Here is a 12,607-nt window from a genome sequence, read left to right as displayed (position 1 = left end):
TCAGAGAATAATCATAGCGTCTTTAAAGATCGAGCGAAAACAGTCATCAGCGGGTAGACTTAAGCCAAAACGACGCGTCTTTATCAAGGGGAGCTCATGACGTATCAACAAGCGGGACGCATAGCGGTGCTAAAACGGATCCTGGGATGGGTGATTTTTATACCAGCATTACTTTCTACTTTGATTTCCGCGCTGAAATTTATGTATGCGCATAGCGAAAAGCAGGAAGGCATTAATGCCGTCATGCTCGATTTTACCCATGTCATGATAGACATGATGCGGGTGAACACCCCGTTTCTTAATCTGTTCTGGTACAACTCGCCGACGCCTGATTTCCAGAATAGCCTGAACATTATGTTCTGGTTGATTTTTATTCTGATTTTCGTGGGGCTGGCAATGCAGGATTCGGGGGCCAGAATGAGCCGCCAGGCCCGTTTTCTGCGTGAGGGCGTTGAGGATCAACTTATTCTGGAAAAAGCGAAGGGCAGTGAAGGTCTAACCCGCGAGCAAATCGAGTCGCGCATTGTCGTACCGCACCACACCATTTTTCTGCAGATTTTCCCGCTCTATATCCTGCCGGTGATTATTATCGCGCTTGGCTACGTCTTTTTTTCTCTGCTCGGCTTTTTATAAAACAGCTCTGCCGGATGGCGGTTTACGCCTGTCCGGCAGGGCTGCGCAGTGTCGCCGGGAATGAATGTCAGGCCGCTAAAATCTGGTCCAGCGCCTTTTGTGCCGTTACCAGATGCTGACCGCCAAACAGTCTGGCACGGTTAAGCAGCGTGTACAGTTGATAAACCGGCTGCCTGTCGAGAAAATCGAGCGGCAGCGGCGAGACCGACTGATAGCCATCATAAATTTGCGGCGGTTGTTCCGTATGTAGCGGCAGCATCGCCAGATCGCACTCGCGGTCTCCCCAGTAGCAGGCAGGATCGAAAATGTACGGGCCGTCCGGCCCCAGCGCGCAGTTGCCGGACCACAAATCGCCATGCAGTAAAGAGGGCTGGGGCTGATGCGATGACAAACGTTGCTGAATATGTTCCACGATGGCGTCGATATTACCGAAGGCAATGCCTTTTTCGGCGGCTAATTCCAGTTGCCAGCCGATGCGCTGCTCTGCAAAAAAGGTCGACCAGCGTCGTTGCCAGGCGTTGGGCTGCGGCGTAGTGGAAAGGGCGTTGTCAAAATCCAGACCAAACTGCGGCTGATCGCTCCATTCATGAAGATGGGCCAACTGCTGCCCCAGAATAAACGCATTGTGCGCGTCCAGCGGACGGGGAGGGAGATAATCCATCACCAGGAAACTGTAATCCCGATCGGCTCCCACCGCCCAGACTTCTGGTACGGTGACAGTATGGCTGCGTGATAACAGTTCCAGTTGATCGGCTTCGGCGGTGAAGTCAGGAAGCACTTCCCGTTCATCACATTTAACGAAGAAATCACGTCCGGCATAGCGCACATGCCATGCGGCATGAATTTCTCCGCCAGGCAGTTCGTTACGCAGTTCGATTTCGCCTTCACCGAGTTGCTCGCTTAAAAGACGACTGATAGCCTGCCACATGATGTCTCTCCCCATGTTGTCTGCCAGATCATAAGGTTAGCGCAATAATGCGGTGAAAAAACACGAACTAACGCACAACGTGGACGCGTTAACGGGCTAATGGCGAAGATTTTTCCCCGTTCTGCCATTCGTCCCAGGTCATTATTGTGATATCGGGCGTTTTGTTTAACGCGCTTTCTGCCAGTCCGGTCGCGAGAGCTTTTACCTCATCCGGGCTTTGCGCGCTGATCAAACCAAACGTGTTTGTGCCCAGTTCATGCACATTGCCGTCTTCGTCGGTTAGCGTGAGCAGAAAACCCGCGCGGGTGAAATGGTTGTTAAGCTCGTTGATTTCGGTTAATGAATCTTCATGAAACTTGACGGTAACGATGTACCGGGTGATATCCCCACTGGCCATTTGACACCTCTTTGTAAATACATGCTTTTTTAGCATAGTCGGTGAATGCGGATGCCGACAGGTGTAACGCATCCCCCTCTGGACGAGGGGGAGGGCATCAGGCTTGTGAGAGCCAGGCGTAGATTTTTTGTGTGTCCTCATGAGAACACAACCGCGTTCCCTGATTGATTGTCGCCGCGCTACCTGCCGCGACGCCAAAGCGCACCATATCCTCCAGCGAAGCGTCTTCCGCCAGTTTTAGGGTCATGGCGCCCACCATGCTGTCGCCTGCGCCAACGGTGCTCTGGCTTTTTACCGGCGGTGGAACGACCTGCACGCAGCTTTTACCGTCCACGCCCAGCGCCCCCTGAGGACCAAGAGAAACGACGACGCGACGGGCTTTACCGTTACGAACGATCTCTTCCGCCGCTTTACGCACGTCATCGGGTTGGGTCAGCTCACGGTTAACCAGCGCGCTCAGTTCCTTCTGATTGGGCTTTACCAGCTCGATATTGCCGATCGCCAGCGCCGCGGTCAGCGCCTCGCCGGAGCTATCAATAATGCAGCGAATGCCCTGTTTTTGGGCTGCGGTAATAAGCTGAGTCAGCTTGTCCACGCTCACCCCTGGCGGCAAACTGCCGCTAATAACGAGGATCGCGCCGGATTCTATCTCCAGAACCTGCTCTTCAAGCTGGCGAAACTCATCGTCATTCAGTGCCGCGCCGGGCATCACAAAGCGATACTGTTCACCGCTGGATTCAACATGAACATGAAGGTTTTGCCGGGTCCAGTCTTTGGCGTCGACGGTCGACACTGGAACCTGTTCGTCAGCCAGCAGCGATACCAGGTGTTCGCCAGTTGCGCCGCCTGCCGGGAAAATGGCGGTAGCGGTGCCGCCCAGATGGGCAATGGCGCGGGCGACATTAATGCCGCCGCCGCCAGGCTCAAAAACGGGCGCCGTACAGCGAAGCTTCCCTTCGGGATAGATCTGCGGCGTGATCGTTGCGCTATCGAGAGAGGGCGCAAGTGTTAACGTGTAGATACGTACCATCTTTTCCTCCTGTTAGGCTTATTTCAGTCTGGCACCGAACAGGCATAAAGTGAAGTCAATAACAAGCTGATTTATTGGCTCTTTATTAAATTTGTTTGCCTTAAAGATATATAAACAATTTAATGCTTTGGGAACTCTCTTATTCAAAAAATGAAATAAGAATTCATTGCTATGTTATTCGAGCCTTTTTATAATTTGTTACCTTTCCTGAGGCGTTTGTCATTGATCCCTCTGAAAGTTTCCGGGACCGTAACGGTCTCTTTTTTTGTTGTACGGACTCTTTATAAATGAAGCTTTTAAAGACAGTTCCCGCTGCGTTTCTGCTGGCGGGTGGCGTGTTTGCGTCAATGTATGCAGCTGCCGATGATTCCGTTTTTACTGTCATGGACGATCCCTCAAGTGCGAAGAAACCCTTCGAAGGTAACCTCAACGCTGGCTATCTGGCGCAGTCGGGTAATACCAAAAGTTCGTCCTTAACGGCGGACACAACGATGACATGGTACGGGCAAACCACCGCCTGGTCGCTGTGGGGCAACGCAAGCAATACCTCTTCTAACGATGAGCGTTCTTCAGAAAAATATGCCGTTGGCGGGCGTAGCCGTTTTAACTTAAGCGACTACGATTATCTCTTTGGTCAGGCCAGTTGGCTGACGGATCGTTATAACGGCTATCGCGAACGTGATGTGCTCACCGCCGGTTACGGACGGCAGTTCCTGAATGGCCCCGTACACAGCTTCCGTTTCGAATTCGGTCCGGGCGTTCGATACGACGAGCACACCGATGGCACCACCGAGACACAGCCGCTGGGTTACGCGTCAGGCGCTTATGCATGGCAGATGACCGATACCACCAAATTCACTCAGGGTGTGTCGGTGTTCGGTGCGGAGGACACTACGCTGAACTCTGAAACGGCGCTCAACGTCGCCATCAACGAACACTTTGGTCTGAAGGTGGCGTATAACGTTACCTGGAACTCCGAACCGCCAGCAACAGCACCGGAGCATACGGATCGCCGCACGACCGTATCGCTCGGATACAAGATGTAATACTCCGCCAGGCTGTTATGCAGTCTGGCGTTTAAAATTGCGCTACCGTATTATTATTTTTCAACCGGAGTTTTATTTTTTTCGAAATTTTCATTTCTTCATATTTTCTCCATCTTTATCACATCCTTGCTTTATACAATTTATTTGACACGAATTGTTAATTATTTTGACTAGGCAAAAGTGTGATCCAGATCTACACTTAGCGATACAGGCAGATTATTGCCTTTAATACCAGGTTTTAATTCAAGTAAGAGATAAAACAATATGAATAATATCAAAACAGCCAGTGCGGCGATCGTGCTTTCCGCACTCTCTTTCGGCGCTTTCGCTGCCGAACCTGTGACAGCAACGCACGCAGACAACACCTCGCGCGTGGGCATTACCCAGGCGTCTGACGTAGAAGCCGGCTCGAATATCGCACCGGGTTCGCAGTCTACGGGGCAAAGCATGAATGATGCGTTTAATGTGCATACGTTGGTTGCGGGTGAATGGTCTTAATATTTCATTACCGCAACGTGTGTTCTACTCGTTATTTTTCTTTATAAAAACCGGATCCTGATGTACCGGTTTTTTTATTTTCGTGATGAAACGTAAATTATTCTAAGTGTCTCGCAGCGTGGCCAGTCTGAAACAAGTCGCCCGTCACTCACCCCAAATCATTGCCGCCCAGCGCAGAAGAAGCATGGCGCCACAAATGGCAATAAGCACCACCACCATTTTCCAGTGTTTTTTTGCGAAGCGTTGCGTTGGCATCATTCATGTCCTGTCTGTCTTTGTTCGTGGTGGCAGTGTAACAAAACTTGCTGCGCTTCAGTGAATTGATTTACGTCATACCAGGCAGGGTGATTGCGACTTTGAACGGCAGGCAATGCCGTGTACACTGTCAGACGGTGTTATCAAAAAGCGGGTGTAGGCCCAGTGTCGCCATTCCGGTGACCCGTGACATATTTCGCAGAGTGAAGCGGGAATCAGCCCATTACTTTTTGGTAATTTTAAATATCGAAACTTTGTATGTGATCTTGCGTATGGGTCACCACTGCAAATAAGGACATAACATGCCTGTTATTACTCTTCCTGATGGCAGTCAACGCCATTACGACCACGCTGTAAGCCCCATGGATGTTGCCCTGGATATCGGTCCGGGTCTGGCAAAAGCTACCATCGCTGGCCGTGTTAACGGTGAACTGGTGGATGCTTCCGATCTGATCGAAAATGACGCTTCGCTGTCTATCATCACCGCGAAAGATGAAGAAGGGCTGGAGATCATTCGTCACTCCTGCGCGCACCTGCTGGGCCATGCGATCAAACAACTCTGGCCAAATACCAAAATGGCGATTGGCCCGGTTGTCGACAATGGTTTCTACTATGACGTTGATCTTGACCGCACCCTGACCCAGGAAGATGTCGACGCGCTCGAGAAGCGGATGCACGAGCTTGCGGAGAAAAACTACGACGTCATCAAGAAAAAAGTGAGCTGGCACGAAGCGCGCGAAACCTTTGTGAAACGCGGCGAGCCGTACAAAGTCTCTATTCTTGATGAGAACATTGCTCATGACGATCAGCCTGGCCTGTATCATCATGAAGAATATATTGATATGTGCCGCGGTCCGCACGTGCCGAATATGCGTTTCTGCCATCACTTTAAACTGATGAAAACCGCGGGCGCATACTGGCGTGGCGACAGCGACAACAAGATGCTGCAGCGTATTTACGGTACCGCATGGGCAGATAAAAAAGCCCTTAATGCGTACCTGCAACGTCTGGAAGAAGCGGCGAAACGCGACCATCGTAAAATCGGTAAGCAGCTCGACCTCTACCATATGCAGGAAGAGGCGCCGGGCATGGTGTTCTGGCATAACGACGGCTGGACCATCTTCCGTGAACTGGAAGTTTTCGTCCGCTCCAAGCTGAAAGAGTACCAGTATCAGGAAGTGAAAGGTCCGTTTATGATGGACCGCGTGCTGTGGGAAAAAACCGGGCACTGGGAAAACTATAAAGATGCGATGTTCACGACCTCGTCTGAGAACCGTGAATACTGCATCAAGCCGATGAACTGCCCGGGGCACGTGCAGATCTTTAACCAGGGCCTGAAGTCCTACCGCGATCTGCCACTGCGTATGGCGGAATTCGGTAGCTGCCATCGTAACGAACCGTCAGGCGCGCTGCATGGTCTGATGCGTGTGCGTGGTTTTACGCAGGATGATGCGCACATCTTCTGTACCGAAGAGCAGATCCGCGATGAAGTTAACGCCTGTATTCGTATGGTCTACGATATGTACAGCACGTTTGGCTTCGAGAAGATCGTTGTCAAACTTTCCACTCGTCCTGAAAAACGTATCGGCAGCGACGAAATGTGGGATCGTGCTGAGGCGGACCTGGCGGTGGCGCTGGAAGAAAACAACATCCCGTTTGAGTATCAACTGGGTGAAGGCGCCTTCTACGGTCCGAAAATTGAGTTTACTTTGTACGACTGCCTCGATCGTGCGTGGCAGTGCGGAACTGTACAGCTGGACTTCTCACTGCCGTCCCGTCTGAGCGCGTCCTATGTCGGCGAAGACAACGAGCGTAAAGTGCCGGTGATGATTCACCGCGCCATTCTTGGGTCAATGGAACGTTTCATCGGTATCCTGACCGAAGAGTTCGCTGGCTTCTTCCCGACCTGGTTGGCGCCGGTTCAGGTCGTGGTGATGAACATCACCGATTCGCAGTCTGAATACGTTAACGAATTGACGCAGAAACTACAAAATGCGGGCATTCGTGTAAAAGCAGACTTGAGAAATGAGAAGATTGGCTTTAAAATCCGCGAGCACACTTTACGTCGTGTCCCTTATATGTTGGTCTGCGGTGACAAAGAGGTGGAAGCTGGCAAAGTGGCCGTTCGCACCCGCCGTGGTAAAGACCTGGGCAGCCTGGACGTAAATGAAGTGATCGAGAAGCTGCAACAAGAGATTCGCAGCCGCAGTCTTCAACAACTGGAGGAATAAGGTATTAAAGGCGGAAAACGAGTTCAAACGGCACGTCCGAATCGTATCAATGGCGAGATTCGCGCCCAGGAAGTTCGCTTAACAGGTCTGGAAGGTGAGCAACTGGGAATTGTGAGTCTGAGAGAAGCGATCGAAAAGGCTGAAGAGGCTGGAGTAGATTTAGTTGAAATCAGCCCTAACGCCGAACCGCCAGTTTGTCGTATCATGGACTACGGCAAGTTCCTTTATGAAAAGAGTAAGTCTTCTAAGGAACAGAAGAAGAAGCAGAAAGTTATCCAGGTGAAGGAAATTAAATTCCGCCCTGGTACTGATGAAGGTGACTATCAGGTAAAACTCCGCAGCCTGATTCGCTTTCTCGAAGATGGCGATAAGGCCAAAATCACGCTGCGTTTCCGCGGTCGTGAGATGGCCCACCAGCAAATCGGTATGGAAGTGCTTAATCGCGTGAAAGACGATTTGCAAGAACTGGCAGTGGTCGAATCCTTCCCATCGAAGATCGAAGGCCGCCAGATGATTATGGTGCTCGCTCCTAAGAAGAAACAGTAAGGCCTTCAAGTAACCATTTCTGTGAAGCCTTCGGGCTTCACAGATTTTGTTCGCCCTACGTTTCGTTTAATTAACAATGCGAAGTGGAAGTTATTAAGATGCCAAAAATTAAGACCGTACGCGGTGCTGCTAAGCGCTTCAAAAAAACCGGTAAAGGTGGCTTTAAGCACAAGCACGCTAACCTGCGTCACATTCTGACCAAAAAAGCGACCAAACGTAAACGTCACCTGCGTCCGAAAGCCATGGTTTCCAAAGGCGATCTGGGCCTGGTTATCGCGTGCCTGCCGTACGCATAAGCCGTTAACGATTTTTTTAACTTTTTTACGCCCAATCGACGCGCTTCAACGCCAGGCAATTCAGGTCCTGGGTTGACAGCGGTAAAGGGCAAATCAGAATAGATACAGGAGAGCAACATGGCTCGCGTAAAACGTGGTGTAATTGCACGTGCACGTCACAAGAAAATTTTGAAACAAGCGAAAGGCTACTACGGTGCGCGTTCTCGCGTATACCGCGTTGCCTTCCAGGCTGTTATCAAAGCAGGTCAGTACGCTTACCGTGACCGTCGTCAGCGTAAGCGTCAGTTCCGTCAACTGTGGATTGCGCGTATCAACGCAGCAGCACGTCAGAACGGTATTTCTTACAGCAAATTCATCAACGGCCTGAAAAAAGCCTCTGTTGAAATCGACCGTAAGATCCTGGCTGACATCGCCGTATTCGACAAAGTAGCGTTCAGCGCGCTGGTTGAAAAAGCGAAAGCAGCTCTGGCATAAGCCAGTGAAAAGAGGGAGCCTGGCTCCCTCTCTTTTATTTGTAATGTCGTCAATGAGTTGACAATTCATCCGTAACCCTTTTCAATAAAGGTTCTCCGGTTTTTACCCTACAAGGTAACGCAAGCATGAATGCTGCTATTTTCCGCTTCTTTTTTTACTTTAGCACCTGATTCCAGGAGGCTAGCGCGTGAAAGAAGAAACGAAAAACAGCGCATAAAGCCTCCCTGGTGGAGGCTTTTTTTATACGCTTTATCCTTCAAGTTGTCGTTGTGTTGGCTGCATTCGCTCACCCCAGGCACGTACTGATGTACGCTTCTGAGGATTCGCTCTCTTGCCGCGTGACTCGGCTTGCAGCCTCGCCCTGTGGGGGCAGCGCAAGCGCTGTTAAAACACTTACGTGTTTTGTGATACAACCTGAATGATTTTGCGTATAGACGAGCGACTTATGATTATCGCCACATAATGAGGAAAACCATGTCACATCTCGCAGAGCTGGTTGCCAGTGCGAAGGCAGCCATTAACCAGGCGTCAGATGTTGCCGCGTTAGACAATGTACGCGTCGAATATTTGGGCAAAAAAGGGCACCTGACCCTTCAAATGACGACCCTGCGTGAACTGCCTCCTGAGGAGCGTCCTGCAGCCGGTGCGGTTATTAACGAAGCGAAAGAGCAGGTGCAGCAGGCGCTGAACGCGCGCAAGTCGGATCTGGAAAATGCGGCGCTGAATGCGCGTCTGGCGGCAGAAACGATTGACGTGTCGCTGCCCGGTCGTCGTATCGAAAATGGCGGCCTGCATCCGGTAACCCGTACCATCGACCGTATCGAAAGTTTCTTTGGCGAGCTGGGTTTTACGGTGGCGACGGGGCCCGAGATTGAAGATGACTATCATAACTTTGACGCCCTGAATATTCCGGGCCACCACCCGGCGCGTGCTGACCACGATACGTTCTGGTTTGATGCCACCCGTTTACTGCGCACCCAGACCTCCGGCGTGCAGATTCGCACCATGAAAGAGCAGCAGCCGCCGATCCGTATTATCGCGCCAGGCCGTGTGTATCGTAACGACTACGATCAGACCCACACCCCGATGTTCCATCAGATGGAAGGCCTGATTGTCGATACCAACATCAACTTTACCAACCTGAAAGGGACGCTGCACGACTTCCTGCGTAACTTCTTTGAAGAAGATCTGCAAATTCGCTTCCGCCCGTCCTATTTTCCGTTCACCGAGCCTTCCGCCGAAGTTGACGTGATGGGCAAAAACGGCAAATGGCTGGAAGTCCTGGGCTGCGGCATGGTGCATCCGAACGTGCTGCGCAATGTCGGTATCGACCCGGAAATCTATTCCGGTTTCGCGTTTGGCATGGGGATGGAACGTCTGACCATGCTGCGTTACGGTGTCACCGACTTACGCGCCTTCTTCGAAAACGATCTGCGTTTCCTCAAACAGTTTAAATAAGGGCAGGACAACATAATGAAATTCAGTGAACTGTGGTTACGCGAGTGGGTTAACCCGGCAATCGACAGCGACGCGCTGTCGAATCAAATCACCATGGCCGGCCTGGAAGTTGACGGTGTTGAAGCGGTGGCTGGCGCGTTTAACAGCGTGGTTGTTGGTGAAGTGGTTGAGTGCGGCCAGCACCCGAATGCAGACAAACTGCGCGTAACAAAAGTGAACGTGGGCGGCGATCGTCTGCTGGATATTGTATGCGGGGCGCCAAACTGCCGTCAGGGGCTCAAAGTGGCGGTCGCGACAATTGGCGCGGTGCTGCCGGGCGACTTCAAAATTAAAGCGGCAAAACTGCGTGGCGAACCGTCCGAAGGGATGCTGTGTTCATTCTCTGAACTGGGCATTTCCGACGACCATAGCGGCATTATCGAACTGCCCGCAGATGCGCCGATCGGAACCGATATTCGCGAATACCTGAAACTCGATGATAACACCATCGAAATTAGCGTAACGCCCAACCGTGCCGACTGTTTAGGCATCATTGGCGTCGCCCGCGACGTGGCGGTACTGAATAAAGCCCCGTTGGTTGAGCCTGAAATTGCTCCGGTGGCGGCGACCGTCAGCGATGTACTGCCGATTACCGTAGAAGCGGCCGACGCATGCCCGCGCTATCTGGGTCGAGTGGTGAAAGGTATCAACGTTAAAGCGCCTACGCCGCTGTGGATGAAGGAAAAACTGCGTCGTTGTGGTATTCGCTCCATCGACGCGGTGGTTGACGTCACTAACTATGTGCTGCTCGAACTGGGCCAGCCAATGCATGCTTTCGACAAAGATCGCATTGAAGGCGGCATTGTTGTCCGGATGGCGAAAGAAGGCGAAACCCTGGTGCTGCTGGACGGGACCGAAGCGACGCTGAGCGCGGACACGCTGGTTATTGCCGACCACCATAAAGCCTTGGCTATGGGCGGTATTTTCGGCGGCGAGCATTCCGGCGTGAACGATGAAACGCAAAATGTGCTGCTGGAATGTGCTTTCTTCAGCCCGCTGTCGATCACTGGCCGCGCGCGTCGTCATGGCCTGCACACCGATGCCTCTCATCGCTATGAGCGCGGCGTCGATCCGGCTTTGCAGTATAAAGCGATGGAGCGTGCGACCCGCCTGCTGATCGACATTTGCGGCGGTGAGGCTGGTCCGGTTATTGACGTGACGAACGATGCGACGCTGCCGAAGCGCGCCACGATCACTCTGCGCCGGAGCAAGCTGGATCGCCTGATTGGCCATCATATTGCTGACGAACAGGTCAGCGATATTCTGCGTCGTCTCGGTTGCGAAGTAACCGAAGGCGAGGGCGAGTGGCAGGCCGTTGCGCCGAGCTGGCGCTTCGACATGGAGATCGAAGAAGATCTGGTAGAAGAAGTCGCACGCGTGTACGGCTACAACAATATTCCTGACGAACCGGTTCAGGCTGGTCTGATCATGGGAACGCACCGTGAAGCGGATTTGTCGCTTAAACGCGTGAAAACGTTGCTCAACGACAAAGGCTATCAGGAAGTTATTACCTACAGCTTTGTGGATCCAAAAGTACAACAGTTGATTCACCCGGCTGAAGAAGCGTTGCTGCTGCCAAGCCCCATTTCTGTCGACATGTCCGCGATGCGTCTGTCGCTGTGGACCGGGCTGTTAGCTACGGTAGTGTATAACCAGAATCGTCAGCAGAACCGCGTGCGCATCTTTGAAAGCGGTCTGCGCTTCGTGCCGGACACCCAGGCGAACCTTGGGATTCGACAGGACCTGATGCTGGCTGGCGTTATCTGCGGCAACCGTTACGATGAACACTGGAACCTGGCAAAAGAGACCGTTGATTTCTATGATTTGAAAGGCGATCTGGAAGCCGTGCTGGATCTCACCGGTAAGCTCGGCGATGTGCAGTTCAAAGCCGAAGCGAATCCGGCGCTGCATCCGGGACAGTCTGCAGCGATTTATCTGAAAGGTGGACGCATTGGTTTCATTGGCGTTGTTCATCCGGAGCTGGAGCGTAAGCTCGATCTCAACGGGCGTACGCTGGTGTTTGAACTGGAGTGGAACAAGCTTGCAGACCGCGTGGTGCCTCAGGCGCGTGAGATTTCTCGCTTCCCGGCAAACCGCCGCGACATCGCCGTGGTGGTCGCAGAAAACGTTCCCGCTGCAGATGTTTTATCCGAATGTAAGAAAGTTGGCGTAAATCAGGTAGTTGGCGTAAACTTATTTGACGTGTACCGTGGTAAGGGTGTTGCGGAGGGGTATAAGAGCCTCGCCATTAGCCTGATCCTTCAGGATACCAGCCGTACACTCGAAGAAGAGGAGATTGCCGCTACCGTCGCCAAATGTGTAGAGGCATTAAAAGAGCGATTCCAGGCATCATTGAGGGATTGAACCTATGGCGCTTACAAAAGCTGAAATGTCAGAATATCTGTTTGATAAGCTTGGGCTTAGCAAGCGGGATGCCAAAGAACTGGTCGAACTGTTTTTCGAAGAGATCCGTCGTGCTCTGGAAAACGGTGAGCAGGTAAAACTCTCTGGTTTTGGTAATTTCGATCTGCGTGATAAGAATCAACGTCCGGGACGTAACCCGAAAACGGGTGAAGATATTCCCATTACAGCAAGGCGCGTGGTGACCTTCAGACCCGGACAGAAGTTAAAGAGCCGGGTTGAAAACGCTTCGCCCAAAGACGAGTGATCAGAACCGTCTTAAATAACAAAAAAGGCCGCAATGCGGCCTTTTTTCTTTTCTGTCCTCGCACGGCACCGTAGAATCAATCACATCCTTTGCAGCTGAATGGAAAAC

At 51.9% G+C, this 12,607-nt stretch carries 15 protein-coding genes and 1 other annotated feature; of the genes, 11 read left to right on the top strand and 4 right to left on the bottom strand.

Annotated elements, in window-relative coordinates; translation table 11 throughout:
* The first annotated feature begins 96 nt into the window (after nt 1–96).
* Nucleotides 97–633, top strand: a complete 537-nt coding sequence (locus JY391_RS12205) for a YniB family protein (protein ID WP_060569662.1) — start codon at nt 97–99, stop codon at nt 631–633.
* 67 nt (nt 634–700) lie between these two features.
* Here the strand turns inward: JY391_RS12205 and JY391_RS12200 are convergent, their stop codons facing one another.
* From JY391_RS12200 to pfkB, 3 genes are all read right to left on the bottom strand, one after another.
* Nucleotides 701–1,561, bottom strand: a complete 861-nt coding sequence (locus JY391_RS12200; protein WP_060569663.1) for a fructosamine kinase family protein — start codon at nt 1,559–1,561, stop codon at nt 701–703.
* Nucleotides 1,562–1,649: 88 nt separating this feature from the next.
* Nucleotides 1,650–1,958, bottom strand: a complete 309-nt coding sequence (gene ghoS, locus JY391_RS12195; protein ID WP_211934380.1) for a type V toxin-antitoxin system endoribonuclease antitoxin GhoS — start codon at nt 1,956–1,958, stop codon at nt 1,650–1,652.
* 97 nt (nt 1,959–2,055) lie between these two features.
* Complete coding sequence (pfkB, locus tag JY391_RS12190) at nt 2,056–2,988, bottom strand: 6-phosphofructokinase II (protein WP_042287463.1); 933 nt, start codon at nt 2,986–2,988, stop codon at nt 2,056–2,058.
* A 287-nt stretch (nt 2,989–3,275) separates the two neighbouring features.
* On the opposite strand from pfkB, the gene JY391_RS12185 reads away from it, so the two are divergent.
* Both JY391_RS12185 and JY391_RS12180 read left to right on the top strand, forming a co-directional pair.
* Nucleotides 3,276–4,034: a DUF481 domain-containing protein gene (locus JY391_RS12185; protein WP_042287461.1), complete on the top strand. Its 759-nt coding sequence runs from the start codon at nt 3,276–3,278 to the stop codon at nt 4,032–4,034.
* Nucleotides 4,035–4,298: 264 nt separating this feature from the next.
* A complete protein-coding gene (locus JY391_RS12180; RefSeq protein WP_042287459.1) occupies nt 4,299–4,532 on the top strand; it encodes a YdgH/BhsA/McbA family protein in 234 nt (77 codons plus the stop codon).
* A 144-nt stretch (nt 4,533–4,676) separates the two neighbouring features.
* On the opposite strand, the gene yniD is transcribed toward JY391_RS12180, so the two are convergent.
* On the bottom strand, nt 4,677–4,787 hold the full coding sequence (yniD, locus tag JY391_RS12175) for a small membrane protein YniD (RefSeq protein WP_120714873.1): 111 nt from the start codon (nt 4,785–4,787) through the stop codon (nt 4,677–4,679).
* A 302-nt stretch (nt 4,788–5,089) separates the two neighbouring features.
* Between yniD and thrS the strand changes: the two genes are divergently transcribed.
* The 8 genes from thrS to ihfA all read left to right on the top strand — a co-directional run bounded on the left by thrS (nt 5,090) and on the right by ihfA (nt 12,499).
* Complete coding sequence (gene thrS / locus JY391_RS12170) at nt 5,090–7,018, top strand: threonine--tRNA ligase (RefSeq protein ID WP_042287456.1); 1,929 nt, start codon at nt 5,090–5,092, stop codon at nt 7,016–7,018.
* Between the two features lie 3 nt (nt 7,019–7,021).
* Complete coding sequence (gene infC, locus JY391_RS12165; RefSeq protein WP_042287453.1) at nt 7,022–7,564, top strand: translation initiation factor IF-3; 543 nt, start codon at nt 7,022–7,024, stop codon at nt 7,562–7,564.
* A gap of 98 nt (nt 7,565–7,662) precedes the next feature.
* A complete protein-coding gene (gene rpmI / locus JY391_RS12160) occupies nt 7,663–7,860 on the top strand; it encodes a 50S ribosomal protein L35 (protein ID WP_001124225.1) in 198 nt (65 codons plus the stop codon).
* A 117-nt stretch (nt 7,861–7,977) separates the two neighbouring features.
* Nucleotides 7,978–8,334, top strand: coding sequence for a 50S ribosomal protein L20 (gene rplT, locus JY391_RS12155; RefSeq protein WP_000124849.1), 357 nt, complete (start codon nt 7,978–7,980; stop codon nt 8,332–8,334).
* Between the two features lie 120 nt (nt 8,335–8,454).
* Nucleotides 8,455–8,578: a sequence feature (Phe leader region), on the top strand.
* On the top strand, nt 8,460–8,504 hold the full coding sequence (pheM, locus tag JY391_RS12150; RefSeq protein WP_001386830.1) for a pheST operon leader peptide PheM: 45 nt from the start codon (nt 8,460–8,462) through the stop codon (nt 8,502–8,504). (Overlaps the previous feature by 45 nt.)
* 230 nt (nt 8,579–8,808) lie before the next feature.
* Nucleotides 8,809–9,792 carry a phenylalanine--tRNA ligase subunit alpha gene (gene pheS, locus JY391_RS12145; protein ID WP_211934379.1) on the top strand — a complete coding sequence of 328 codons (984 nt, stop codon included), beginning with the start codon at nt 8,809–8,811 and terminating at the stop codon, nt 9,790–9,792.
* Nucleotides 9,793–9,807: 15 nt separating this feature from the next.
* Nucleotides 9,808–12,195: a phenylalanine--tRNA ligase subunit beta gene (gene pheT, locus JY391_RS12140; protein ID WP_211934378.1), complete on the top strand. Its 2,388-nt coding sequence runs from the start codon at nt 9,808–9,810 to the stop codon at nt 12,193–12,195.
* Between the two features lie 4 nt (nt 12,196–12,199).
* The gene (ihfA, locus tag JY391_RS12135; protein ID WP_001229265.1) at nt 12,200–12,499 is read left to right on the top strand and encodes an integration host factor subunit alpha; all 300 of its coding nucleotides are present in this window, start codon (nt 12,200–12,202) and stop codon (nt 12,497–12,499) included.
* Nucleotides 12,500–12,607: the final 108 nt, after the last annotated feature.

Source organism: Citrobacter sedlakii, from assembly GCF_018128425.1.
In the GTDB taxonomy this organism is placed as follows: domain Bacteria; phylum Pseudomonadota; class Gammaproteobacteria; order Enterobacterales; family Enterobacteriaceae; genus Citrobacter_A; species Citrobacter_A sedlakii.
Note: the sequence above shows the minus strand (reverse complement) of the source record. Positions and strands in the feature narration are given on the sequence as shown.

What these genes read in the sequence shown, in the direction of transcription:
- pheS (WP_211934379.1), top strand. Translation starts at nt 8,809, where the DNA reads ATGTCACATCTCGCAGAGCTGGTTGCCAGTGCGAAGGCAGCCATTAAC.
- ihfA (WP_001229265.1), top strand. Translation starts at nt 12,200, where the DNA reads ATGGCGCTTACAAAAGCTGAAATGTCAGAATATCTGTTTGATAAGCTT.
- pfkB (WP_042287463.1), bottom strand. Translation starts at nt 2,988, where the DNA reads ATGGTACGTATCTACACGTTAACACTTGCGCCCTCTCTCGATAGCGCA.
- yniD (WP_120714873.1), bottom strand. Translation starts at nt 4,787, where the DNA reads ATGCCAACGCAACGCTTCGCAAAAAAACACTGGAAAATGGTGGTGGTG.
- JY391_RS12205 (WP_060569662.1), top strand. Translation starts at nt 97, where the DNA reads ATGACGTATCAACAAGCGGGACGCATAGCGGTGCTAAAACGGATCCTG.
- pheT (WP_211934378.1), top strand. Translation starts at nt 9,808, where the DNA reads ATGAAATTCAGTGAACTGTGGTTACGCGAGTGGGTTAACCCGGCAATC.
- rplT (WP_000124849.1), top strand. Translation starts at nt 7,978, where the DNA reads ATGGCTCGCGTAAAACGTGGTGTAATTGCACGTGCACGTCACAAGAAA.
- ghoS (WP_211934380.1), bottom strand. Translation starts at nt 1,958, where the DNA reads ATGGCCAGTGGGGATATCACCCGGTACATCGTTACCGTCAAGTTTCAT.
- thrS (WP_042287456.1), top strand. Translation starts at nt 5,090, where the DNA reads ATGCCTGTTATTACTCTTCCTGATGGCAGTCAACGCCATTACGACCAC.
- JY391_RS12200 (WP_060569663.1), bottom strand. Translation starts at nt 1,561, where the DNA reads ATGTGGCAGGCTATCAGTCGTCTTTTAAGCGAGCAACTCGGTGAAGGC.
- JY391_RS12180 (WP_042287459.1), top strand. Translation starts at nt 4,299, where the DNA reads ATGAATAATATCAAAACAGCCAGTGCGGCGATCGTGCTTTCCGCACTC.
- rpmI (WP_001124225.1), top strand. Translation starts at nt 7,663, where the DNA reads ATGCCAAAAATTAAGACCGTACGCGGTGCTGCTAAGCGCTTCAAAAAA.
- JY391_RS12185 (WP_042287461.1), top strand. Translation starts at nt 3,276, where the DNA reads ATGAAGCTTTTAAAGACAGTTCCCGCTGCGTTTCTGCTGGCGGGTGGC.